The 24,812-nt window shown below is 50.1% G+C and carries 19 protein-coding genes; 5 read left to right on the top strand and 14 right to left on the bottom strand.

What is annotated here, in order from left to right; translation table 11 throughout:
* The first annotated feature begins 2 nt into the window (after positions 1 to 2).
* The 3 genes from PVT68_RS03090 to PVT68_RS03080 all read left to right on the top strand — a co-directional run bounded on the left by PVT68_RS03090 (position 3) and on the right by PVT68_RS03080 (position 2,685).
* Positions 3 to 668, top strand: a complete 666-nt coding sequence (locus PVT68_RS03090; protein ID WP_280321140.1) for a hypothetical protein — start codon at positions 3 to 5, stop codon at positions 666 to 668.
* 66 nt (positions 669 to 734) lie between these two features.
* Positions 735 to 1,784, top strand: a complete 1,050-nt coding sequence (locus PVT68_RS03085; protein ID WP_280321139.1) for a glycosyltransferase family protein — start codon at positions 735 to 737, stop codon at positions 1,782 to 1,784.
* A 55-nt stretch (positions 1,785 to 1,839) separates the two neighbouring features.
* Complete coding sequence (locus tag PVT68_RS03080; RefSeq protein WP_280321138.1) at positions 1,840 to 2,685, top strand: FkbM family methyltransferase; 846 nt, start codon at positions 1,840 to 1,842, stop codon at positions 2,683 to 2,685.
* A gap of 44 nt (positions 2,686 to 2,729) precedes the next feature.
* On the opposite strand, the gene PVT68_RS03075 is transcribed toward PVT68_RS03080, so the two are convergent.
* From PVT68_RS03075 to PVT68_RS03015, 13 genes are all read right to left on the bottom strand, one after another.
* Positions 2,730 to 3,926, bottom strand: a complete 1,197-nt coding sequence (locus PVT68_RS03075) for a hypothetical protein (RefSeq protein WP_280321137.1) — start codon at positions 3,924 to 3,926, stop codon at positions 2,730 to 2,732.
* Between the two features lie 171 nt (positions 3,927 to 4,097).
* A complete protein-coding gene (locus PVT68_RS03070) occupies positions 4,098 to 5,024 on the bottom strand; it encodes a sulfotransferase (RefSeq protein WP_280321136.1) in 927 nt (308 codons plus the stop codon).
* Positions 5,015 to 6,286, bottom strand: a complete 1,272-nt coding sequence (locus PVT68_RS03065; RefSeq protein ID WP_280321134.1) for a glycosyltransferase family 4 protein — start codon at positions 6,284 to 6,286, stop codon at positions 5,015 to 5,017. Before PVT68_RS03065 ends, PVT68_RS03070 begins: the two co-directional genes overlap by 10 nt.
* Entirely contained in the window at positions 6,270 to 7,583 is a 1,314-nt protein-coding gene (locus PVT68_RS03060; RefSeq protein WP_280321133.1) for a glycosyltransferase, read from the bottom strand. Before PVT68_RS03060 ends, PVT68_RS03065 begins: the two co-directional genes overlap by 17 nt.
* Before the next feature lie 36 nt (positions 7,584 to 7,619).
* Entirely contained in the window at positions 7,620 to 8,342 is a 723-nt protein-coding gene (locus PVT68_RS03055; protein ID WP_280321132.1) for an ABC transporter ATP-binding protein, read from the bottom strand.
* Positions 8,342 to 9,130, bottom strand: coding sequence for an ABC transporter permease (locus tag PVT68_RS03050; RefSeq protein ID WP_280321131.1), 789 nt, complete (start codon positions 9,128 to 9,130; stop codon positions 8,342 to 8,344). The genes PVT68_RS03055 and PVT68_RS03050 overlap by 1 nt, the downstream gene beginning before the upstream one ends.
* Before the next feature lie 396 nt (positions 9,131 to 9,526).
* Complete coding sequence (locus PVT68_RS03045; protein ID WP_280321130.1) at positions 9,527 to 10,453, bottom strand: glycosyltransferase family 2 protein; 927 nt, start codon at positions 10,451 to 10,453, stop codon at positions 9,527 to 9,529.
* A 156-nt stretch (positions 10,454 to 10,609) separates the two neighbouring features.
* Entirely contained in the window at positions 10,610 to 12,349 is a 1,740-nt protein-coding gene (locus PVT68_RS03040) for a BatD family protein (protein ID WP_280321129.1), read from the bottom strand.
* Entirely contained in the window at positions 12,343 to 14,181 is a 1,839-nt protein-coding gene (locus PVT68_RS03035; protein WP_280321128.1) for a VWA domain-containing protein, read from the bottom strand. The genes PVT68_RS03040 and PVT68_RS03035 overlap by 7 nt, the downstream gene beginning before the upstream one ends.
* Entirely contained in the window at positions 14,178 to 15,221 is a 1,044-nt protein-coding gene (locus PVT68_RS03030; RefSeq protein WP_280321127.1) for a vWA domain-containing protein, read from the bottom strand. Before PVT68_RS03030 ends, PVT68_RS03035 begins: the two co-directional genes overlap by 4 nt.
* On the bottom strand, positions 15,214 to 15,825 hold the full coding sequence (locus PVT68_RS03025) for a DUF4381 domain-containing protein (protein ID WP_280321126.1): 612 nt from the start codon (positions 15,823 to 15,825) through the stop codon (positions 15,214 to 15,216). The genes PVT68_RS03030 and PVT68_RS03025 overlap by 8 nt, the downstream gene beginning before the upstream one ends.
* Entirely contained in the window at positions 15,822 to 16,784 is a 963-nt protein-coding gene (locus tag PVT68_RS03020; RefSeq protein WP_280321124.1) for a DUF58 domain-containing protein, read from the bottom strand. Before PVT68_RS03020 ends, PVT68_RS03025 begins: the two co-directional genes overlap by 4 nt.
* Positions 16,785 to 16,815: 31 nt before the next feature.
* Positions 16,816 to 17,775, bottom strand: a complete 960-nt coding sequence (locus tag PVT68_RS03015) for an AAA family ATPase (protein WP_280321123.1) — start codon at positions 17,773 to 17,775, stop codon at positions 16,816 to 16,818.
* A 384-nt stretch (positions 17,776 to 18,159) separates the two neighbouring features.
* On the opposite strand from PVT68_RS03015, the gene PVT68_RS03010 reads away from it, so the two are divergent.
* Positions 18,160 to 23,046, top strand: a complete 4,887-nt coding sequence (locus PVT68_RS03010) for an NAD-glutamate dehydrogenase (RefSeq protein WP_280321122.1) — start codon at positions 18,160 to 18,162, stop codon at positions 23,044 to 23,046.
* A gap of 133 nt (positions 23,047 to 23,179) precedes the next feature.
* On the top strand, positions 23,180 to 24,232 hold the full coding sequence (locus PVT68_RS03005) for a quinone-dependent dihydroorotate dehydrogenase (RefSeq protein ID WP_280321121.1): 1,053 nt from the start codon (positions 23,180 to 23,182) through the stop codon (positions 24,230 to 24,232).
* Positions 24,233 to 24,384: 152 nt separating this feature from the next.
* Here the strand turns inward: PVT68_RS03005 and rmf are convergent, their stop codons facing one another.
* Positions 24,385 to 24,588: a ribosome modulation factor gene (gene rmf, locus PVT68_RS03000; protein WP_280321120.1), complete on the bottom strand. Its 204-nt coding sequence runs from the start codon at positions 24,586 to 24,588 to the stop codon at positions 24,385 to 24,387.
* Positions 24,589 to 24,812: the final 224 nt, after the last annotated feature.

Below are 24,812 nucleotides of genomic sequence, written 5' to 3'. Positions count from 1 at the left end.
ATGTGGCGTTGATTACATGGATGAATCAATTGAAAGGCTATGGAATGAGTGAAATAAATATACGTAATCCTGCATTAGTGTATATCCCAAAGGGCGTAAGCGTATCTGAATCCTCATCAGGGCTTCCAAAAACGGTCGTAATTTTTGGTGTTCCCAGAGGAGGAACTACAATGGTAGCCGGAGTGGTGCAACGGTTGGGCGTGGATCTTGGTGAAGACCTGCCTGTCAATTTAGAAGATCCCGCCTTCAATGGAAAAAGCATTGAAGAAATGTTGCAGTCAATTTTTACCAGGAATCGATGTAAAAAACTATGGGGATGGAAATTTCCTAGGGCCAGGTCTTACTTGGAAGATATTCAGGAATATTTAGTCCGTCCGCACTACATTATCGTTTGGAGAGATGTGCTGGCAAATGCGACGAGATTGATAGGGCGAGGCAGTTCGGTGATAGAGGCATTAAATCATGCCCACACTATTCAGCGGAAAAATATTGATGTTTTAGACAAGTTGAATGGGCCATGTCTACTTGTCTCATATGAGAAAGCCATATTAAATCCTGAAGCTCTAGCTAGACAAATTTCAAAATTTATTGACGTTAATGCCCGCCTTGATATTGATGAGTTACTGAGCTTTAGTCAGCCTGGAACATACAAGGCGGTTATTGCATGAAGGTGATTAATTAAGGGTTGGTTTAAATAGTTATACTGTAACCAATAGTATTATCTAGGTTTTATGATGAAGAATAATCGCATAGCAATTTTTCAATATGGACCACGCCACGAAGAAATTGTCCCCTCGATTGCTCATGCTGTAATATCTTTGGGGATGGAGTGTCATGTTTTCATAAATGACAAAATTCCCGTGTTAAGGGGTGATATTTTTTCATTTTTGTCGAATGTTGAAGGCGTATATATTCACTGGAAAGATCATAGCTCTAGACGAGGTTTGGCGGATTCTATCCGGTCCGTTAAGAGTATTGAACCTGAACATGTCATATTTAGCACATTACAAAATCATCAATCTTTAGATATCGCAGATGAGTTGGGGGTCGATTATAGCGGAGTAGTCCACAACCTGCAGTTTTTAGAGGCGGACGAAAATTTATTGAAAAGATTGAGGTTAGGCCCATCTCATATATTAACCCTGTCTGACTCTTTGCGTGTTCGCGCACATAAATATTTTTCTGAAGGTAGGGTTTTAACTTTATTTCCTCATGTGTTGACGGATGATATAAAAACTTTCAATTCTTTTGGGGGGGATTTTGTAAGGATTGCAATCTTAGGCTCGGTGAACTTCAGCAATAGAGATTACGCGTCTTTGTTAGAGGCGGCTATGGAATTTAAGAGTGAGCCTTTAAACTTTATTGTATGCGGTGGAGGGGGGGATCGAAATCAATTGATTTCTGATGTTAAGCGTTTGAAGTTATCCGACAAGTTTTCTTTTCTTCCATTGTTAAAATCTGGTTTTACCAGCTATGAAGACTATTTCTCGGCACTTTATTCCTGCCAATTAGTAATGCCACTAGCATTAAACAAATATATAAATAAAAAAATAACATCGTCAGTCCCGGCTGCAATTGCATTTTCCAAGCCAGTCATGTGTACCGATCTTTTTATGAGAACTTACGATTTACCCTGCGCCATTTCTGGAGAAAATGCATTTGAACAAATTAGGCAAGTTTTGAACATTGACGCCAAGTGGTATTTCGAAGCAAGATTGAAGATGCAGTCCATGCTTCTCGAAAGTTTGCGGGTTAATGTTTCTTCTGTTTCCTCGATTTTATAGTGGAAATATTTTAGCAATTCTCAACTTGAGTAATGTCGAAATTTCAGGAGATTCAATGGTGATCAGCGAAAAAAATTTTAGCTATTTGTCAGATTTTTTAAGTTATGGATTCGAAACTCTAGGAGAGTTTTCGTACGGCGAACGGTTTCAGGATATTTTTGCAGCAGTTATGGGATTAACCGTTGAATCCCCATACTTTGTTGATTTTGGAGCCATGCATCCGTACAACAGAAGTAATACCTTCTTATTAGAGAAGTTAGGTTGGCGGGGGGTTATAGCGGAGCCAAATCCAGCATTCAAAGAATTAATTTTTGACAATCGTTGCGCTCACTTTGAGCCCGTCGCTGTTTCTAATTTTAGGGGTTTCGCAACCCTTCAAGTTCCTGTTGGTAAAAGAGCTAGAGCTACCATTGGGAATGAAGAAATTGAGGGGCCAACGAGAAAACTCGAAGTTCCTGTTATTCCTCTTAATGACCTATTGGACAGAGCGGGGGCGGTATCTTCGATAACATTTTTTTCTATAGATACAGAAGGTAGCGAATGGGAAATACTTCGAAGCTTTCCTGATATCGTCAAGTCCTGTAAAAGTCTATGTGTTGAATGGGGGCATAGACGTAGTGAGATTCTGAAACTCTTGACGCAATGGGGTTTTGTTCGTGTGCTACCGGAGATTTCTGGTGTCGATGACTGGTATATTCATGAGAAGTTTGTAAGTGAAAATTTCTCTGGGATATATGATATGAGAATTCTTATCGATCAGACAAAATCTTTGCTATCAGAGGCAGAGTTGCCAGATCCTGGGTTTGATCGTTTAAGGAGAAAATCTATGATAGAAAAATTTTCGAAATTGGGTCTGGGGAGGTCCCAGCGATCAGAGAATTTGTATTCTGAACTTGATTAGATATAGATAAATACATTCATTCTGAAGTTCTCTATGTCCTAATTTTATTTTTTTATCTTGATTTTGTATTCGGTCAGTTTCTTATTTATTAGTGGCCCATTTGGCCTTATTGTTTGCGCAAGCTCCATCAGTTTGTAGGCCTTTTCTATATCTATGTATTGAACTTCCAGTGCAGTATCTCGAAATAAATCGGCATATTCCCCAAGTAATCCGAAATTTTGACCGGATAACACAGAAAATACGCTAACTAATGTTTTCAAATTGTCATCATTCAGCTGGTTATCTGTATGTTGATCCTGGATTTTTATTGGCCTGTGTTCAAAGCAGTTCCCTGAACGGCCGAAAAATTTCTCATTTAGGGCTTTGTTGGATTCAGAAAAAGAATCGTATATTTTTTCGTAATTTTCATTTGATATTTTCTCTCCTTTCCCTTTGCACTCTCTTGAAACTATGCCCATTAATTTTCTTCGAGTTGAATTAACTAATCCATTGTTATGGTACTTTGGGAAGGCGATATTGATGGCTCTTCCCAAGGACTGGCCAAAAGGTGTTATGGATTCGTTGAGATTTTTATTGATGACTAGATTGGCTCTCCTTTCGAAATCAATTTGATGAAAAAAATCGTCAACGATATTTTCATTGATTAGTGAGCTTCTATCAAAGATCCTGACAGAGAGGTTATCTAAGCCAAATGCATTGGACCAATTGGAAAGCATATTGTAGTAGTTGTAGTAGATGTTGGCTGGAGTGCAATCTTCAATTATTTCTTGAAGACTTTTAGTCTCGCCACACTTTATTGCGGTCGAAAATAGAGATTCACAAGTGGAAGATTGCTCTCTAAGGTAGCAAATAATTCTAATTTCTGAAAAATATTCGGAGAGTAAATTTCGTACTTTTTGTATTTCCTCTGCGGTATTGGTTCTGGAGTGGAAGTGTTCGCTTGAAATTATTACCGTACTAATATTTCTGGGAATTCTCTCTATCTCATGGTTTAATTTTTTTTTAAATCTAATTTTGAATTTTTCTTTGTCATTTATATTTAAGATTCCCTGATTTCTTAAGTAGTCATCATATTTGTCATCGTTTACGCAGTAGTAAGGAATTTTAATGTTATTTCGTGATCCTGCGCATTGCAGAAAGTGGAAACCATTATCTCGTAATAATTCTCTGTTTTCGAAAAGGGCTCCCTGGATCGTCGTTGTCGCTGTTTTTTCGGTGCCTATGTGTAAGAGTAATTTCATGGATGATGACTTACGCTGAACAGATTGCATGGGTAAAGAAATACTTTGATTTCGGTTTCAACTTTGGGATGATCGGGAGATTTAAAATTTCTTTGTGTTTCTCGAGTATTTTCATGTCGAAAATATAAATTTTGTCATTTTTAAAAGTGGTTAATCCATATAGGTTAACTGTTAATTAAAAAAGTAACTGGAAGGAACGTTTATATTAAGATTTTTTAGTTGGTCCAGCTCTGGATTAACAATATTTTTGAGTTTTGTTTTTAATTCTTCGGTTAATTGTATGTCAACTGAAGGGTTTGATTTTTTTTTGATATTTACATGCTTATAATCAAAGGGGGAAATTTCCAGAAATCCTTCAATATCTTTTACTGTTTTCTCGAAATTATTAATTAGGTCTTCGAAAGGGATTATTCTGAGTTGATCCTGGTCAAGATTTTTCTTTAAGTGTTTGATGATGTTTCCGTATTTTCCATGTGCGGCGATACTGCTTGTCTCTCTGAGTATCTTGTCAATTGTGTGTTCGCTAAGATTTTTCAGAGATTCATGATTTCCAGTTTGTATAAGATGAAATTTTATATGTGACCATAAACGCGAAACAGGCTCACGTAAAATATAGATAACTCGAATTTTCTTTACATTTTTTTTTATATCTCGCCATCCACTGGATGGAAGTAGTGCGTGATAATTACTGAAGTCACAAGCGTATCTGTCACCAGCCTCATGGAATACACTTTCAAACCAGTCTTGATCAACCGGTGATTTTAAGTATCGATCAGCATACCAGTTTACTATGTGGCGGAGTTTATCCGGATCTTCAATTTTTGAATATTTATTGTGCATTACCATGGATAATCGATGTCTTCGGAATTCTTGAGACAGGATCAATCGTTTTTTAGGGACGTTTCTTGATAGCCAGCTTTTTAGAGAGGAAGGGCTGGATACTTGTAGTTTTCGATCAAGGCCGTATATATGGGCAAAATAATGTAGCTCTTTTTCTGGTGTAAAATGTAGATCAGGATGCTCCCTAAATACGTTATATAAAAAGGTTGTTCCCGCCTTCATCGCTCCCACAGAAAGGAAAATTTTGTCTATAGGCATTCCAGATCCTCAATGTAATTCACACTCTCTACTTGATTTGTAAAGGCTTTGGAAAGAATGCTATTTAGCTGTTTGGCCTGGTCTGAAATAACAGAAATATGGCTAACTTCTTTCACTTCATTTAGACCGTTCTCTAGAATATTTTCAATTGCTTCGCGTAAATAACTGTGATCTTGAGAGAGAGGGATTACTGTTGAGTTTTGGCCATCTATACAATCTTCCGTGAGTCCGCCTGCGTCAGTTACAATTGTCCAAACGCCTCGAATCATAGCTTCTCGTACAGTGAGTCCAAAGCTTTCTTTCCATTGGGAGGGGAAAAGAAGCACATCAATTTCGCTAAAAAAGTCATCCATATTTTCCTGTGTATATGGAGGGATAAAACTGACTTTTCCGGGTACGTCCCAGGTTGGATCGTTAGCCCAGGTCTCACTTCTTGTCTGCCCTGCATCTACAACTTTAAGTTCATAGTTAGTCAGCTCAATTTCATTCAAGGCTTTATTGATCAATATTGATCCCTTGATCGGTCCCGGGCCACCCACAAAGCCAAATCGAATAAATTCACCCTCTACTTTTCTTTTTTTGAAAAAGTCTGGAGAAGGTGGTTTCACGCCATTTTTATTGACAATACATTTATCGGAAGGAATACCGTTGGCGACATGTAGATCTCGATGAAATTTACTCGGGAACAGCAACAGATCAGACTCTTGTAACACATTTGTCAATGTTCTAAATCTTCGGCGAGTCATGGTAATATCAGCAACGCAATGCCTGCATATATTTAAGTCAATTTTTTCCTGGTGACAATAGTGCCCCATGCTGTTGATCATGAACTGACGTTCGCAGATCCACCAGCAATCATGTACGGTTGTTACTAATGGAATACGTCGAGATTTGATTTCTTGCAGGCAAGTTGCTCCCATATTCTGAATACAGTGGATATGGGCGATATCCGGTTTGACTAAATCTAGTACATGCCCGAATACACGGTTAAATTGTTCGTTGTGCCAACTTCCCACCTTATCAAAATGGAATTCAGGAACTTTTATCCCAATAATATCTATTCCATAAGTTGAGTAGCGTCGTACACAATAGGTTGGTAGCGCAGGATCGTCGATTGTTGTTACAACGATGACATCCCATCCATAATTGTTCTTAAGCTCGATTGCCATATTCTCGGCAATTACAGTTGCGCCGCCAAAAGACGTCGGTGAAAAAAAGACGTTTCCAACCAAAACGCGATTTTTACTAACGGTAGCGTCCATGTACCATTTCCTTGATGGTTGCAGGAAGGGAATTTGTGATCTCATGAATTCCCAATGTTCCGCTTACGTCTTGAGATGCTTTCAGACCGATTTTCTTGCGAAGGTCAGAGCTGCGGATCAGAGTGCTCAGGTACTGTTGCCAATCATCGCTATCTTTGGCTAAAAATCCATTTTCGCCATTGCGAATAATATTGCAAAAATCGCCTATGGCTGCCGCGACAGTTGGCACGTTTAGTAAGGCAGCCTCCATATATCTAATTCCGCTTTTGCAATCGTTAAATGAATCCATAACTAGAGGTACGATATTTATGTCTGCATTTGCCAATGTGCTGATATATCGGGAGTAATCAGAAAATCCCGTTTCAAATATCCGGCTTTTAAATCTTACTAGCGAATCAGGGAGGTCCAAGTGACCGATTATCAATAATTTAACATTCGGAAAATTTTGTAGAATGTTTGCAAGAATGTTCTGTATTACTCTGAAATCAGCTTCGTGTGCGCGAGAGCCTGACGCATAGGCGATAATGATGTCCTTTTCAGATGTTCGATATTTTTTTTCCAGACCTGGTTGTAGCTGTTTTACGGAAGCAGCAGTTTCATGATCGACCGCATTTCTCCATAGAAGTGCTGGTTTACCCGATATTTTGTTTACCTCCAAAGCCATTCTTGGAGTGCTGACGATGGTAATGTCAAACTTTTGAAGTGCCTGTAGGTACCTTTGAGTAGATTCTAATAAATGATTTTTTTCCTGTGGATTTAAATAATCTAAATTTTTATTTTCACTATATATTTCCCTTGAAAAGATTGGGTCATCTATGTCATAAGCTGTTGGAATTTGCAACCTTGTACACTCACTAATGTAGGAGTCAAGAAGCGCACTGTCCTCTAAACGATAGAAAATGACAAAAGTTGCCATTTGAAGAATGTTCATTGATCGTGGAATGTCTTCCCAGTGGGAAAATTTCGCTTGAATGTTCAGATGTTCCAGAGCCTCCATCTTCTGAACCACACGATATTTTCTACATTGAGGGAGAGATAGGTCAGCGATAATGGCAACGAATGGTACTCGAAATATATCGCTGGCGGGGCGCTGTGGCTTATTCACCCGATCTAAAGCAGGGAAAAACTGATATTCCAAATAATGATGTGATGAGCGCATATTGTCGCGAAGTATATATAACACTCTTATGATTCGCTTTACACCCTGGCGGAACTTGAAGTGGATCGCCCAGCTGAATTTTCGCCAGCCATATAGTCGATAATATTGGAGTCCACGTTTGATGATCTGTATTGTCACGAATGAATCTCCGCAAATTTAATTTCAGGAGGCAGGCTATTCCAATAGGTCATCTGGTGCTCCGGACTGAATTATTTTTCCTTCTTGTAGGTGAATTATCTTATTGCAAACATTTTTTAATAGTTTGTGATTGTGTGAGGCGATAACCATGATCCCCGCTTTTTCTGCGAGTAATTCCATCCTGGTTTTTGCCTTTTCCTGGAATGAGGGATCTCCAGCCCCAATCCATTCATCCATGAGCAGTATTTCCGGTTCCAAGTTGGTGGCGATGGAAAATGCAAGTCTGGCTGCCATACCTGCGCTATATGATTTCAATGGCAGGTCAATATAGTGTCCAAGCTCACTGAACTCGATAATTTCATCCATGCGAGATTCGACTTCTTTGGGCTGCCAGCCTCTGATGAGGCCACGTAAAAATATATTCCTTCGGCCAGTTGCTTCCTTTCTGAACCCAAGATTGATATTAAAAAGAGCATCGATTTTTCCGGAGACCTGAAGATTCCCTTCGCTCGGTTCGTAAATTCCATATAGAACTTTAAGTAGCGTGGACTTCCCCGCACCATTACTTCCGATCAATCCCAGCCTGTCACCTGCGGAAAGTTCAAAGCTCACATTATCGAGGGCTTTGATCGTTTTTTTTCTTCCGTTAACTGTTATTTTTCCTCCAGTAGCATGGAGTTTGACAGCCTTTGGTGAAAGGCTGATTTTTTGGCGGATGTTATAGTTTAAGCCTATATTTTCGGCTTTAATTGAAATCATCAGAGAACAAAAATTACCTTTTTACGTAAACTTCCTAATACTATGAACGCAATTATCCACAGGACGAGGCCTATTGATGCGCAAAGTAGAAATGCATAAGTCTGAAATTGATCGGTCAAAATTGGTTGGCGAACGATTTCTAACATGTATGTGAATGGGTTAAGTTCGTAAATCTTCTGGCGCAGTCCTCCACTATTAGCTGGATGCCAGAAGATTGGAGTTGCAAACATACCTACACGCATGATGTTGCTTATGATGAATTTTGAGTCGGGGAAAAATGCACCTATAAAGGCCAGGTTGATTATCGCGGCAGGTGCAATGAGAATAAGTAATGCTAGGCCAGATAGAGAATATATCCATCCTAAAGAAAGGGGGGTGTGGTTTAAGGAAAGAATTGCAACACAGCCTATGATCGTGAACCCCATTCGAATAATGGATTGCATTAGTAGTCTTAGTACATAAGTAGAGATGGGGAGTACGGTACCCTTTAGGAAGCCTTCTTCTCTTGCGAATAGCGTTACGCTCAGAGAGATGATTTCGTTAATGAAGAACCACGCGAGCAGGCCGAGTGATACGTAGGCGGGAAAATTTTCAATTCCCTGACCACGCTGGAAAATCACGACAAAAGTGAATGTGAATGCAAGATAGTTGATCAGCAACCAGAGAGGGCCAAGAGAGGTGCGTTTGTGTTGGTCGGAGATGTCTTCACTGGCAAGTGCTATCCACACGTTTTTCAATTTGAGTGCGGAGCGCATATCTGCCCAAGCGGTACTGAAGGTCTTGATCATCTAGGGCTCGCGTAACGTTATAACTGCCATGGCGCTGTTTGCGGCTGATTATTGTCGCGATAAGCGCTCGTCACTGTTGCTTCACCGTATTGTGTTGTAACGAAGCTGGCTTGTTATGTGGATCCTATTCACTGCCAGATACTGGACGATGTACTCCGGCACTTTCTAGACTTTTTGATGCAAAGCAATTTTAGGCGAAGAGTTTTAGGTTTGCGAAAATCTGGCAGGTTGAAAATACGTTTTGATGGAAATGCGCCAGATTGTCATCATTTGCTGCATCGGCTGTATTTTTAGTTGAGCAGTAGTTTTGGCTTTTGTGACGCTAATTACTCGCATTATATTTTCAGTGCATATGCCAAAATGTATTTTGAATATGCTAAACACGATTCCGTGTTGTCAGCTTTCTGGAGCATTCCTCGGCGGACACCTGCCTTGGTAGCCATCTTTGAGTCCTCTCCAGGCCATCCTTATTGACGCAAATTTTTGCTCTGGTGAAAGAAGGCAAAAAATAGCCAAGCTCATGAGTCTCGTGCAGTCAGCACTAAACCACTTCAGTGGTACATGCGGTTTGCGAGCTAAGAGAAGGCTGTTGCGAAAAGTGAAATAGTAGCGAAATGGCTTGTGTTTCGGCAGAAGGCGCCAGCGTCCAAGCCATACTCGGTAAGTTTGCTCACCAAGCGAATGCCGCATAAACGCGTCACGAATACCGAATAGACGAAAATTGTTCGCTCGGGCACGCAGACACCACTCGGTATCGACATGATCAATGAATAGCGCTTCATCCATTTGACCAATTGCCCGCAACGCTTTTGCGCTCAAGAGGGATCCTGACGAGATTAAAAAATCTACTTCGACGAAAGGGTGTTCAGTCAATTCCCTTTTGGGAACTCTGCCCAGATAGAACCAGTGACATCGGACAAAAGGCGACATCACCGCTTTGCCGTCAAGATCGTATTGTGGCCCAACCGCAGCAGCGGCTTCGCTGCTTTCCAGGCGGAGAAGCGCCCTGGAGAGAAGATTGACGGCGTTCTCCGCCATCACGCTGTCTTGGTCGAGTATTAGGAGTTGTTGTGCTCCGCGGGCAAGTGCATATTCAAGCCCGGTATTTTGGGCTGCCCCGACGCCTAAATTTTCTGAGAGCTGAATCAGGTTGCAATTGGGAAGCTTCTGAATGAGTGTGAGGATGTTAGCGGAGTTGTCGGAATGATTATCAACCAGTGTGACGGCGCTGACTTGTTTGTAAATTTGGGAAATTGACAGTGCCAGTAATTCTAAATCTGGTTGATAGGTGACGATAACTGCGTGAATTTTGATATTGCGCATTCCGCTACATCCGTCGACGAGCAGCTGGGCCTACAGCTGGCAGGTTTACGTTTCAACGTAAACCTGGCCGTGCAGTTACTGCCGCCATATTTGACTTGCAGCCCAAGTTTAGTCAGTTATCTCTGGTCTCAAGCTACGGGGTAACGAACGAGACGCCTATTTTTTTGAGCTGAATAGTGGAGGTAGTGCTGAAGCCTGTAGGTCTGCCTCCGGGCCGGGTTCAAAACTGGTCAAGCTCTGTATCAGCACTGTCAGCTGTCCGCGATTTAGTGGCACGACAGGTTTTGCATAAAGCGCACCATTGATTAACTCCTGGAGCTTGTCCAGCTCAGGGAGTTTCAATATTTTTTGGATTTCTTCAATACTTTTCCCGCGTGCATCCGGCCACCTGGTTTGAACCCAGTGGTGCAAAGCATCCTGTAATCCTTTCGGGTCAGCAGAGAGCGCTGCCTGCTCGAGGGTTTGGGTGCTGGCCCGTTGGTTCCGAGTCCCGGAGTTTACCGGTGCACTTTGCGAGGACCTTTGGCTGCGCATTTTTAAAAAGTAGAAAATCCAGATCAGATGGGAAGCAATCGCGCCGATGGCCACTTTTTGCCAAAAACCTGGCTTCACTTCTTCGGTGGTTGGGAGTGCGGACTTATCTGGCAAGCCACTGCCTCCCGTTTGGCTGCTAGCGGTTGCCGCAGCACCGGAAACCGTAAAGCGGAACGCTGGTAACTGGGTGGCTCGCTGGCGTCCTGTTTTGTTGTCCCACCATGTTATCGTGATGGCGGGCAGCTGATAATCCCCGGGTTTGGTGGCTACGATTGCGGTGGTCTCGATTCGGGTTCCGGTTATGCCATTGGCACCGGGTTGATCTTCCTTTTGAGGTTGATCGGGATAGGTTTTAAGTCCTTCAATATCCAGCGGCGGGAGTGGCGGTAGCTGTGCAGCACGCAGTCCCTCGCCGCGCAAGGTGATAATCCGGGTGATGGGTTCACCGACTTTGAATTCCTCCGGGTCTTTGCTCCAGCTCTGGACTATGCCGAGGCTAGCTGCGGGGAGCCAGTGGGTGCCACTGTAACTGTCCGGTTTTGGTTCAACCTGTACGGTTTTTGCTTCGGTACGCAGGCGCACACGCTGGGCATTGCGATTGAACAGGGAGAAGGGGTCTCTACGCCCTGTGACTGCCACATAATTGAGCGCGGGAATATTGAGTTCGCCGGAGCTTTCCGGGAACACGGCATAGGTGAGTTCGTAAACCGCATGACCTACGCCATCGATTCTGCGCTCATATCGCTGCTCATCGACCTTTTCTACATGTGCGCCCGGGACCTGCAGTGGATCGGTTGCGATATCGTGGAGACCCACAGTGGTGTAAAGGCGGACTTTTACCAGCAGCTGTTCCTGAACGTAGAGTTTGTCTTTGTCCAATTCTACTTCAAGGAACGCCTGACGCTGTGTGCCGGCTGGGGATTCACCGGCTTTGTTGACGGTGATTGGAATGGCGTCTGAAATCTCTCCGTGCAGGTGTAGTGAGGGGACAAATAACTTGCCTTCTTTCAAGGGGGCGAGAATGACACTCCACTCGACAAAGCTTTCAGCGCGCCCGTTGATGACGCGGTATTGGTTGGACTGTTGTCGTGAGAGTACTTCAAAATCCTGTTCCAGCAGATTGAAGTCCGGCTGCCCGCCGCTCTGTGAGCCGCTGTAGCGCAGCGTCAGAGTAAAGGTCTCGTTGATGGCTAGCTCGTTGCGGTCCACGGAGGCGGTCAGGTTCTGGGCACTGGCCAGACTGGCGATGGTGAGGAGCAGAAGACCTAGTAGTAACTTGAAGGTGTGACCCAGGATCTCCGCTGCAGCGAGGTGCCTAGGATTTGTGTGTCGTGAAGTTTGCGGAACAGCTTTGGTTACCATCGTTGAGTCGCTCCGTTTTCCGGGGGCTGCCATTCGCCGGTGCGGTAGGCGCGGCGGCGCTGCAGGCTTTCATATTTGAATTTTTCACGCATCAGGCCAGCGGGGTCGTCAGGGATCTGGCGTAGCCATTGATCGAGAGCCTGCTGGGTTTCCGGGTCCAGAGGACTTTCATTGGCGTTGGCTGCCTTTTGCTCGTCAGACTGCTGATCCTGTGGGTTTCCAGCCTGTGGTTGCTCAGACTGAGGAGGGGCCGCCGGTTCGTCTTCCGGTTGCTGGCCGGGTTGCTGTCCGTCTTCACTCTGTTGTTGCTGCTGGCCAGCTTGATCACTGTTTTGATCGGACTGACGGTTTTCCTGGGACTGTTGCTGGTCCTGGGAATTGCCGTTCTGGTCCTTTTTCTGGTCGGATTGCTGTTGCTGATCCTGGTTGTTCTGATCTTGCTGTTGGTCTTGTTGCTGCTGACTTTCCTGCAGCTTTTTCAGCTGCTCGGCGATCTTGCGGTTGTGTTCAGCACTGGCAAACTCTGGGGCATGTTTCAGTGCTTCGTCATAGGCTGTAATTGCCTCGTCGAAGCGCCCCTGTTGGGTCAGGCTGTTGCCGAGATTGTAAAGCCCGCGAGGATCCTGGCTCTGGGCAAAGTTTTTTGCCGCAGCATCATACTCTCCCGCGCGATACTCGGCGGTGCCGCGCCACTGGGGGCTTTCAAATAGCTCGGCGGCTTCTCCGGGTTTGCCTTCCCGCAGCAGCTCTTGCGCCTGCTGGTCCGGCGTTTTCCACAAGTCCTGCCAGTTGGCGGCTTCGGTTTTGGGTGTGGATACCAGTAATGCCAGGGGCAGGGCACAGGCCAGTGTGCCGCGGCGGAACAGGAACAAGGTCAATGGCAGAAGCAGGAGTACCAGCCACGGGCCTTCTTCACGCCACTGGTCAAAATCCCGTTCTGCCAGTTCCGCCTGTGCCTGTGGTGGTTTATCTGGCAACAGGTAGGCGATATCACTGTCGTCAACAGCGATTCGGGCATAACGGCCTCCGGTACTTTCCGCGAGGCTGCTTAGTTCTTGAGGGCTGAAATTTGCAATAACGATAGCGCCGCTATCATCAGTTATAAAACCGCTGCCATTGGTTTTGGGGATGGGACTGCCTTCGCCGCTGCCCACCGCGAGTACCGACAGGCTGACACTGGTGCCTCCCAGTTCGCCTTTTATGGTGCTGATGGCGTCTCTGGCAATGCCATCGGTCACCGCCAACACTTCACCGTGGCCACTGGCGCCATCGCGAATAAGGCGTAAGCCACTCTGGACCGCCGCCTCAATATTGCTGCCGGGTACCGGCATGACCTGCGGTGACAGCGAGGGAACCAGGTTGGCGATGGTCCCGGTATCGTCTGTCAGAGGTGTGACGACGTGGGCTTCGCCGGCGTAAGCTACGAGGGCAGTCAGGCCGTCCTTGCGCTGCTTGAGAATGTCGAGGATTTTTAGCCGTGCGCGGGTCAGGCGATTGGGTGCCAGGTCCGTTGCCATCATCGACGGCGACAGGTCCAGCAGCACAACCAGTGCATCCTGATTGGTGTAAACAGGTGTCGGCAGTTTGCGCCAGGTAGGGCCAGCGAGGGCGATGATGACCAGAGCCAATACAATAAATATGAGCCCGAACAGCCAGGGGCGTTTTTCGCCTCCACGCATCAGCAGATATGGCAGCAATTCCGGATCGATGATTTTTTGCAGGCGACCACTTGCGAGTATGGTGCGCGCCAGTGCCCAGCAGGTGACCGCTGTAGGTATGATCAGCCATAACACGTGCGGGCGCAGAAAATGAAATTGGGACAGGTCGATCACGAGTGTGGCCCTCCCGCGGCGGCGGTTGACTTGCCATTGGTGCCGTTGGCAGATACCCAACTGGCAAGCAGTGGCACTGCTCCCCAAAGCGCGGCGAGCAATAGTGCTACTCCAAGTGGCCAGATATAGAGAGACTTTAGCGGCCGGTAAGTTTCCGCTTCCTGCTCTACCGGTTCCAGGCGATCCAGCTCCGTATAAATGTTTGCAAGTTCCTGTGGATTGTGAGCGCGGAAATAGCGGCCGCCAGTTTCATCGGCAATCGCCTGTAGGGTTTCGCTGTCGAGATCCCTGGATGGATTGACACGGCGGGCACCGAAGCGTGAGCCGAGCAGTCCGGGCTGGACCATCTCATCGGCGCCGACGCCGATGGTGTATACGGTAACGCCGGCCTGTTTGGCCAGCTCGGCGGCCTTGAGAGGACTGACTTCGCCGGCGGTATTGGCACCGTCAGTAAGTAGAATCAGTACCCGCTGTTCCGCGGGGCGTTGAGTGAGCCGTTTTACCGATAGCCCGATGGCGTCGCCAATGGCGGTACCCTGGCCAGCAAAACCGATCTGAGCTTCCGTCAGCAGGGTATCGACAGTTTTGCGGTCGAATGTCAGCGGTGCCTGAAGATAGGCACGGGTACCGAACAGCACCAGCCCGAGACGGTCCCCCTGACGGCGCAGTACGAATTCTCCAACCACCTGCTTCACTGCGGTGATACGCATGGCGGGATTTCCGTTTAGTACCATGTCCGGCGTTTCCATACTGCCAGATATGTCCACGGCAATAAGCAGGTCTCGCGCGCTGCTGGTCTGGGTCATCGGTTCGCCGTACCACTGTGGGCGGGCGGCGGCGGCGATCAGAAGCCCCCAAAGTAACCACAACATCACCAGGTTCAGGCGGTTAGCCGGGGAGCTGCCGCGATAGCGCGGAAGCTGGCGGTAGTAAGGAACCTTCAATGCGCTGCTGAGGGGCTCACTTTTGGGTAAGAGCTTGCGCGCAACCAGCGGTAGCGGCAGCAGGATAAATAGCCACGGCAGTGCAAATTCAAACACTGGATGCTTCCTCGCGGTCTCCGCCGGGATTTACCGCGGACGCTGTGCGCAATGGTTGCGCTTCCGTGTCCGCTCGGTGGGAGCGAACCCATTCAACGGCGTATTGCTGCAGAGCTGTCACATCGGATTCAGCGGGCGACAGCGAAGTGTAAAGACTTTCCGTCAGCGCGCGGGCAGCCGTATCGGGCATCGGCTGCTGTCCCGTTTCCTGTAGGAAATCCACCCAGCCCCGGCCAGTGAGTGCGGCGCAGCGGCGGCGGCCAAACGTCACTACCGCGACTCGTTTCAGCAGGGTGTTGATTTCTTCCACGGCGCGTGGCGCGGCGGTATCCACTGCGTTAACCAAGCGCGCGCCTTCGGTGCGATACAGTTTTCTGTGTTGGATCTGGCGCAGGCGCATAATGACGAGGGCAGCGGCCACAACCAGGCTGATGACGATCCCGGCGGTGATCCACCATCCAGGAGCCGGGGGCCACCAGCCAATTGGCGCTGGCTCCTGAATGTCTTTCAACTGGTTAAGCAGCTCCTGCATTTCCGGGGTCAGTTGCGGCCCGGGTCGTGGATTTGCGGGCGGCACCGCTTGCTGGCTGGGTAGAAATCTCACTTTGCCCCTCCCGCCGATGCCAGCTGGCGGTCTCCGTAAACGGAAAGCAGCTTGGGTACAACCGGCTGGGTATTATCAAAATCCACCAGGGGCAGTCGCAAGCGGCGGCAGAGCTGCGTGGTTTGTTCGCGCACTTTCTTTTGATGGCGAGCGAATACACGGCGTAGGGCGCTGTTTTTTCCCAGGAACGTTCGCTGCTTACCATCGCTGATGGTGAGCGCGGCTTCAGGCAACTGTTGTTCCAGCGGGTCAGTTATACGTAGCACCTGCAGGTCTGCGTGGCGGGTGAGCAGGTACAGTGCTTGCTCACAGCTTTCATCGAGATCGTGACAGTCACTGATCAGAAATAACGCGCTACCGGGGCGCGCGATACGGCGCGCTTCCTCCAGCAGAGCGCTCAGTGGCTGCGAGTCGTCTGCGGCGATAGGTGTATTGAGGGCGGTGGCCGTTTCGACCATGCCGTGAATCGTGGCGAGTACCGCGTGGTGACTACGCCTCGGGCGGACGGTTTCCACGCCGGCGTCGGAAAACAGCAGGGCACCAATGCGATCGCCGTGCTGCAAACCGGCCCAGCTCAGGGCTGAGGCAATGCTACAGGCGGCGACAGATTTGAACGCGTTGTGGCTGCCAAAGAACATGGGTGCACGCAGGTCCAGCAGGATTACTACCGGCCGCTCGCGTTCTTCCTGAAACAGCTTGGTGTGTGTTTTGCCGGTGCGCGCAGTAACCCGCCAATCGATAGAGCGCACATCGTCACCGGGTTGGTAGTAGCGCACTTCCTCGAAATTCATCCCGCGCCCGCGGTAACGGGTCAGCAGGTTGCCGGCCTGATCACTGCGATTCAGCCGCGGCCGGAACAGGCGCAGCTGTTGCGCGATATGGCGCAGGCGAACCAGTGGTGCTACTTCCGGGTAAGCTCCACGGAGGTTCAATTCGTCGTGGTTGATGGCTTTATACACAGCTTTTCTGCCAATCCTTATTCGCGCGGGGTTAGATCGCTGGAACTTGTTGCAGCAGTTTGCGGATAACCAGGTCGGGGCTGGCGCCTGCGGCCTCGGCTTCGAAGCTGAGTAATAGGCGGTGGCGCAAGACGTCTGGGGCAATAGCCATGACATCGTCCGGAGTCACATAGTCGCGCCCGGCGAGCCAGGCGTAAGCGCGGGCGCAGCGATCCAGGGCGATGGTGGCGCGGGGGCTGGCGCCAAAGTCCAGCCAGCTTGCCAGTTCCGCGTCGTAGCGTTGCGGTTCGCGGGTAGCGATGATCAGCTGCACGATATAGGTTTCGACCGCTTCCACCATGGTCATGTCGAGCACTTCCTGGCGGGCGGCAAAAACGGATTTCTGGCTGATGATGGAGGTGGGTTTGCCCTCGCCATGGCTGGCTTCGGATCTCGCCAGCTGCAGAATTTTTCGCTCCGCCTCGGCGTTCGGGTAATCGAGGTTGACCTGCATCAGAAAGCGGTCCAGCTGCGCCTCCGGCAGGGGGTAGGTACCTTCCTGTTCGATGGGGTTTTGCGTCGCCATTACCAGAAACAGCTCTGGCAGCGCATAGGTTTTTCGCCCCACACTGATCTGCCGTTCGGCCATGGCTTCCAGCAGAGCCGATTGCACCTTGGCTGGTGCACGGTTGATCTCGTCCGCAAGAATCAGGTTGTGGAACACCGGCCCGGGTTGAAAGTGGAATTCGCCGGTCTCTGGGCGGTAAATATCGGTGCCGGTAATATCCGACGGCAACAGGTCGGGTGTGAACTGCACCCGGTGGAAGTCGCCCTCGATCGCGTCAGCCAGGGTTTTGATGGCTTTGGTCTTGGCGAGGCCCGGCGCACCTTCCACCAGCAGGTGGCCATCGGCGAGTAATCCTATGAGAATCCGATTGACCAGCGTCTCCTGGCCAATAATCTGCTGTTCCAGCCATTCACCCAGAATTTTTATCTGCTGGCGTATATCCATATCGTCACTTCTTTTGTCAATTTCCTGTTTCAATACGCTGCCCGGGACGAGCGGCTAACTATCATTAGAGCATCTCTATATATAGCCACTCGTCCGGTTTTCGCGGACAGGTTGATTTTAGCGGCGGTGAGCCGCGAGGCAACCTCCCTCGTCGTCCGGCTCCAACGTTTGGACCCATTCGGGGCGGCTGGGTAGACAGGTGTCCTGGCATTTGGTTCCCTTGGATTATGCAGGGATCTGGAGCCCGGCCTACGGAAACTGGTGTAACCCAAGGCAAAAAAACAAATTGGTCAACGGGGAAAGCAGGTGCCGCAGATGCACCACCCCGGATATATGTCATCGGCACGATGGCGATCGCGCCGCGATGGGAGGAAGTAGGTGAATATGGCGACGGTAATAACCGATAGCCGGGAAGAGCTGCTCGAGCAGGTCAGCGGGATCATTCGTGAAAAACTGGGGGAGAAGGCCGCGCCGGTAGTGGCTTTTGCAGAGCAGTTTCTGAACCAGTACCCGCTGGAAGACATGCTCGGCCGACGACTGGTCGATGTCTATGGGTGCATCTATACCTGTTGGGATTTTATCCAGCAACGCAGTGCCGGGGCGCCCAAAATCCGGGTTTTCAATCCGCGCCTGGAGGACCATGGCTGGGAGTGTTCCCATACAGTGGTGCTCGTGTTGCAGCGGGATATGCCATTTCTGGTGGACTCGGTGCGGATGGAAATCAACCGACGCAACACGGTCATCCACTCGATCAAGAGCACGGTGATGCAGCTGCAGCGGTTGGATGACGGTCGCTTGCACAAACTCTTGCCTTCGCGCCGAAAAGACGAAAACCAGCGCCAGGACGACCCCAAGGCGTCCGCTGAGGCGCTGATCTACGTGGAGATCAATCTCGATACATCCGCCGCCCACGCCACCGGACTCCGTCGTTCCCTGCAGGACATTCTTGGGGATGTGGAACTGGTGGTGGACGACTATGTGCCCATGCTGGATACCTGTGCCGCCATGGAAGATCAGCTTCTCGCTGGTATCACTGATAACGAATCCAATCTGGAAGAGGCGAGTGCTTTCCTGCAGTGGATGCGCGATGGTAATTTCACCTTCCTCGGTTACCGGGAATATGAGTTCGCCCAACAGGGCGACCGGAAAGTACTCTGCGAGGTGGAAAAGCGCCGACTGGGTATCTTCAAAAACCTGCAACAGCCTGCGGAACCCACCCCGGAATATGCATTCAGTGAGGGCAAGCAGCGTTTTTATCAGGGGCCGAACTTCCTTACCTTCGCCAAGAGCTCGGTGAAATCCCGTGTCCACCGCGCAGCCTACTCAGACTACGTAAGCATTAAACGCTATGACGCCAACGGCGAGGTTATCGGCGAGTCCGCGTTTATGGGGCTTTATACCTCACCGGTATATACCGAGAGCCCGGCAAAGATTCCGATTATTCGTCGCAAACTGGCCTCCGTGATCGACCAGAGTGGCCTGGCGCCGACCAGCCATGACGGCAAGGCACTGAAGCGGGTACTGGATACCTTCCCGCGGGATGAGTTGTTCCAGAGCAGTACCCAGGAGCTGTTTGATACCACGCTCGGCGTGCTGGCGATGAACGAGCGTGCACGTCTGCGGCTGTTTATGCGCAAGGACCCCTTTGGCAAATTTGTCAGTGCCATGGTGTATGTGCCGCGAGACCACTTCAGTAGTGAAGTGCGCGAACAGATCAGCAATCACCTTGCCCGTGCGATACACGCACTGGACTCAGACTTCACCACCTATTTTTCCGAATCCATCCTGGCTCGGGTGCACCTGGTATTTCGTGTCGACCCGAATGAACCTGTGGAATTTGATGTGGCGCGACTGGAGGCGCAAATCGTGGATATTACCCGCAGCTGGGAAGATGTATTCCATAGATCTCTGATTGAAACCCACGGCGAGGAAGAGGGCAGCCGTCTGGTCAGCACCTTCGGCCAGGCGTTCCCGGCCGGTTACCGGGAGGATTTCGAGCCCCGTATCGCGGTGCAGGACGTGTCCTCTGTTCAGGAACTGAGCCCCGACCACCGTGTAGCGATGAGCTTTTATCAGCCGGTAGGGGCGGAACCTGGGAGTTTGCGCTTCAAGGTCTTCAACTGGGGAAGCGGGCTGACCTTGTCCGATGTGATTCCGGTGCTGGAAAACCTTGGACTGCGGGTGATGGGGGAGTTCCCCTATACGATTCGCCCGCGCGGACAGCAGGATGTGTGGATGCACGAATTCCACCTGGAATTCGGCCTGCCCACCCGGGTGGATGCGCAGGCTTCCCGCGCGCTGTTCCAGGACGCATTTGCAGCAATCTGGGATGGTGTCGCCGAGAGCGACGCATTCAACCGCCTGGTACTGGCGGCGCGTCTGAACTGGCGCGAGGTTTCCATGCTGCGTGCCTTTGCTCGTTATATGAAGCAGACAAAGTTCAGTGCAAGTCAGTCCTATATTGCCGCTACCCTGGCCAATCATGTGGAGATCACCCGCAACCTGGTGGCCTTGTTCCGGGCGATGTTCGACCCGCGTATCAATGCCTCGGACCGACAGGACCAGTCCCGGGTGGAGCGCCTGGCCAAGAAGATCCATGAGGGGCTGGATGGGGTCGACAACCTCAACGAAGACCAGGTGATTCGCCGTTACCTGGATTTGATCCGCGCTACCTTGCGTACCAACTTTTTCCAGCTGGATGGCAACGATCAGCCCAAGGATTACATCTCCATCAAATTCAGCCCGCGGGAGATTCCGAATATTCCGGAGCCTCGCCCGGAATTCGAGATTTTCGTCTATTCGCCCCTGGTCGAGGGTGTGCACCTCCGTGGTGGGAAGGTCGCCCGCGGCGGTTTGCGCTGGTCCGACCGCCTGGAAGATTTCCGTACCGAGGTGCTGGGCCTGGTGAAAGCCCAGAACGTCAAGAACGCGGTTATCGTTCCCAGCGGCGCCAAGGGCGGTTTTGTGGTGCGCAAGCCACCGGCAGACAACAGTCGCGAGGCGATGCTGGAGGCGGGGATCAGTTGCTACCAGACCTTTATCCGTGGCCTGCTCGACATCACCGATAACCTGAAAGACGGTGAAGTGATTCCCCCGGAACGGGTCATTCGTCGCGACGAGGATGATCCGTATCTGGTGGTGGCTGCAGACAAGGGCACCGCGACCTTTTCTGATATCGCCAATGGCATTGCCGCCGAATACGATTTCTGGCTGGGCGATGCCTTCGCTTCCGGTGGTAGTAATGGCTACGACCACAAAAAAATGGGCATCACTGCCCGCGGTGCCTGGGTATCCGTGCAGCGTCACTTCCGCGAGATGGGCGTGAATGTGCAGGCGGAAGACTTTTCCGTCATCGGTATTGGCGATATGGCCGGCGACGTCTTCGGGAATGGAATGCTGCTGTCAGAGCACATCTGCCTGAAGGGCGCCTTCAACCATATGCACATCTTTGTGGACCCGACACCAGATGCGTCCAGCAGCTTCCATGAGCGCCAGCGCCTGTTCGACTTGCCGCGCTCCAGCTGGATGGATTACAACCGCAGCCTGATCTCCAAAGGGGGGGGTATTTTCGAACGCCGGGCCAAATCCGTCGCTATCACCCCGGAGATGAAAGCAGCGTTTGCCATCGAAGTGGATCAGTTGACGCCCAACGAACTGATCAGTGCGATGCTGCGCGCGCCGGTCGATCTGATCTGGAATGGTGGCATCGGCACCTATGTCAAAGCGACCGGAGAAAGCAACGCCCAGGTGGGCGACAAGTCCAACGACAACCTGCGGGTAAACGGCAATGAGCTGCACTGCAAGGTGTTTGGTGAGGGCGGTAATCTGGGGATGACCCAGCGCGGGCGTATCGAGTTCTCGCTGAAGGGCGGTCGCTGTAACACGGACTTTATCGATAATGCCGGTGGCGTGGACTGCTCGGACCACGAGGTCAACATCAAAATCCTGCTGGACAAGGTGGTGGCCAACGGCGACCTTACCGACAAACAGCGCAATCAGCTGCTGGAGGAAATGACTGAGTCTGTGGCGGAATTGGTGCTGGACAACAACTACCACCAAACCCGCGCCCTCAGTGTGGCTGCCTATCAGGTTGGCGATCGCTTTGACGAATACCGCCGCGTGATCAATGCCCTGGAGGCGGAAGGGCGTCTGCGTCGGGCACTGGAATTTATCCCGGACAATGAGACTCTCAACGAGCGCCAGAACAAGGCTCAATATCTGACGCGGCCGGAACTGTCCGTGCTGATTTCCTACGTCAAGGTAAAACTGAAAGAGGAGCTCCTGCATTCGCACATTATCGACAATGATCGGGTGCAGGAAGCGGTGGAGTCCGCGTTTCCTCCGGCACTGGTAGCGCGCTACAAGGCGCTGGTCTATGACCACCAGTTGCGCCGGGAAATCGTCTCTACACAGCTGGCCAACGAAATGGTCAATAGCATGGGGATCACGTTTTACCATCGCATCAGTTCCGCAACCGGCGCGGATGTCGATACCATTGCTGCTGCCTATATCAGCGCTCGCGATGTTTACCTGATGCAGGAATTCCAGGAAGGCGTGGCGGCACTGGATTATCAGGTGCCTGCGGAGCTGCAGATGCAATTGATGAATTCCATGATCGGTCGCGTGCGTCGCGCCACCCGCTGGTTTGTTCGCAATCGCCGTAGTGAGATGGATCCTGCCCAGGAACGGGAGTTGTTCCAGGATTCTGTTCAGCGCGTGATCCGTGCCTTGCCTGAGGTTCTGAGCGGGGAGCCGCTGAGGGAGTGGCGGAAGCGCCACGACTTCCTGGTAGAGTCCAGCGTGCCGGAGAAGCTTGCAATGCTTGCTGCTTCTCCTACCTACCTGTTCTCTGCGCTGGGGATATCCCAATCCGCGAGGGTCAGCGATCGGCCAGTAGAGGAAGTGGCGAAAACCTATTTCGCGCTTGCGGATAAGCTGGGGCTCTATTGGTTCGGCAATCAGATTATTGATCTGCCATCGGAGACCTTCTGGCAGTCACAGGCGCGGGAAACAAGCATGGACGACCTCGACAGCCAGTTGTTCAAACTGTCGGTTCATATTCTGCGGCTGGCCAGTGACGACGGCCTTGATGTGGATACCGCGGTGGATCACTGGGAGAAAGTCATGAGCCAGCCGATCCAGCGTTGGCACAACCTGGTGAAAGAGCTGAAGTCATCCACTCAGGGCGACTTCGCCATGTTCACCGTCGCGTTGCGTGAGTTGATGTACCTGGTGAATGCCACCGCGGATCAGGAAACCCTGGCGGCATAATCCAGCGCGGAAATTTCTGCCGGAAATCCGTACAATAGGCGGGCCCGGCCCGGCAGCGAAATGCTACCGGGGCCGGGCATCGTTTTAGTGATGCCCGAACCGCACAGCACACGCACAGAACAAAAGGAACTCTATGTACCAGCATTTGCGCAAAGCCCTGTTTGCGCTCGATCCGGAGCGATCCCACCATCTGTCCCTCGATGCCATAGGTGCTGCCGAGCGCCTGGGGCTGATCTCCCTGCTCACTAAACCCGTGCCCGACGACCCCGTTGAATTGATGGGGCTGACATTGCCTAACCCGGTGGGGCTGGCGGCAGGGCTCGACAAAAATGCACAGGCATTCAACGGTCTTGGTGCACTGGGGTTTGGCTTTGTTGAAGTGGGTACTGTCACCCCGCGCCCGCAGCCGGGCAATCCGCTGCCCCGGTTATTCCGGCTCCCGGAAGCCAATGCAATCATTAACCGCATGGGTTTCAACAATGAGGGGGTGGACTATCTGCTGGAGCGGGTAAAGCGCCGGCGCTATTCCGGCGTGCTGGGTATCAATGTGGGCAAGAACTTTGATACCCCGGTCGAGAATGCTGCGGACGATTACTGCCTGTGTATGGAAAAGGTATACACCTACGCCGACTATATTACGGCCAACGTGTCTTCCCCGAACACCAAGGGACTGAGGGACCTGCAGTTTGGGGATAGTCTGAGTCGACTGCTGCATGCGCTGAAAGAAAAGCAACAGGAATTGACGAAAATTCACGACCGATATGTACCTCTGGCCGTAAAGATTGCCCCGGACATGGACGATGAAGCGATCGCTCAGGTTGCGAAAACGCTGCGTGATCATGAAATTGATGGGGTTATTGCCACCAATACCACCGTCGACAAGTCGTCTGTGGCAAACCTCAAGCACGGTTCAGAGGAGGGCGGTTTAAGCGGCGGGCCTTTGCGTGAGCGCTCGACGGAAGTCATTCGCAAACTGGCTGTAGAACTCAGTGGCGAACTGCCGATTATTGGCGTGGGTGGTATTTTTGATGGCGAATCTGCGGCGGAAAAAATCCGTGCTGGGGCTACTGCGATTCAGATCTACTCGGGATTCATCTACCGGGGGCCCGAAGTAATTCGCGAGGCCGCTGCGGCGATCGCAAAGTTGCACAAAGGCCGAGTGGTCGATTCGAGAGCATCAGACTGATCGTTTCTGACTCGTTGCTCGGTGTCGAAATTAAAAAATCCCGGGGATCTATCCCGGGATTTTTTTGTTGATTAACCAGAATGTGGAAAGCGGTTTATAACCCCTTTTTTTGTGGCCATCAGCCGTTTCCCACTGAGATTTTCGGTTAAAAATCACATGTTCACTATCCTTTGCGCCTGTGCGGCGGGTCCGAAACCACTCCAGTAATCCTGTCGCCCCTGTCGCCAGCCGTTTACCCACTCCTGGTGCAGCATGCCATTTTCATGAGGACAACTATCGTGATTCCTGCCTTCAATGGCTGCAACGTAACCTTTGTGGAAAGCTCTATCGTTGGGATTACGTTTTTGGCGTTTCATCGTTGAGATACCTCGAACTGAATTTCGATCAAAGTGATCAATAATTTCCCCCCGTCCATTTCCCAGCTTATTGTGGAGGTCGGCCGGTGAGAAGAATTCCAGTTAACCAAATTTGCCCTGTAGCTGGAACGAATGCTTTTTTCTGAAAAGCGTGGTGTTTAGGAGAAATCGGTCTAGCGTGCCGAATACCGTTGTTTATATCCCCGGATGTTGGGTACGTCTTC

It is taken from the genome of Microbulbifer bruguierae, assembly GCF_029869925.1.
Taxonomy (GTDB): Bacteria; Pseudomonadota; Gammaproteobacteria; order Pseudomonadales; family Cellvibrionaceae; genus Microbulbifer; species Microbulbifer bruguierae.
The sequence above is the reverse complement of the archived record's forward strand: the minus strand, read 5'-3'. Positions and strand labels throughout refer to the sequence as shown.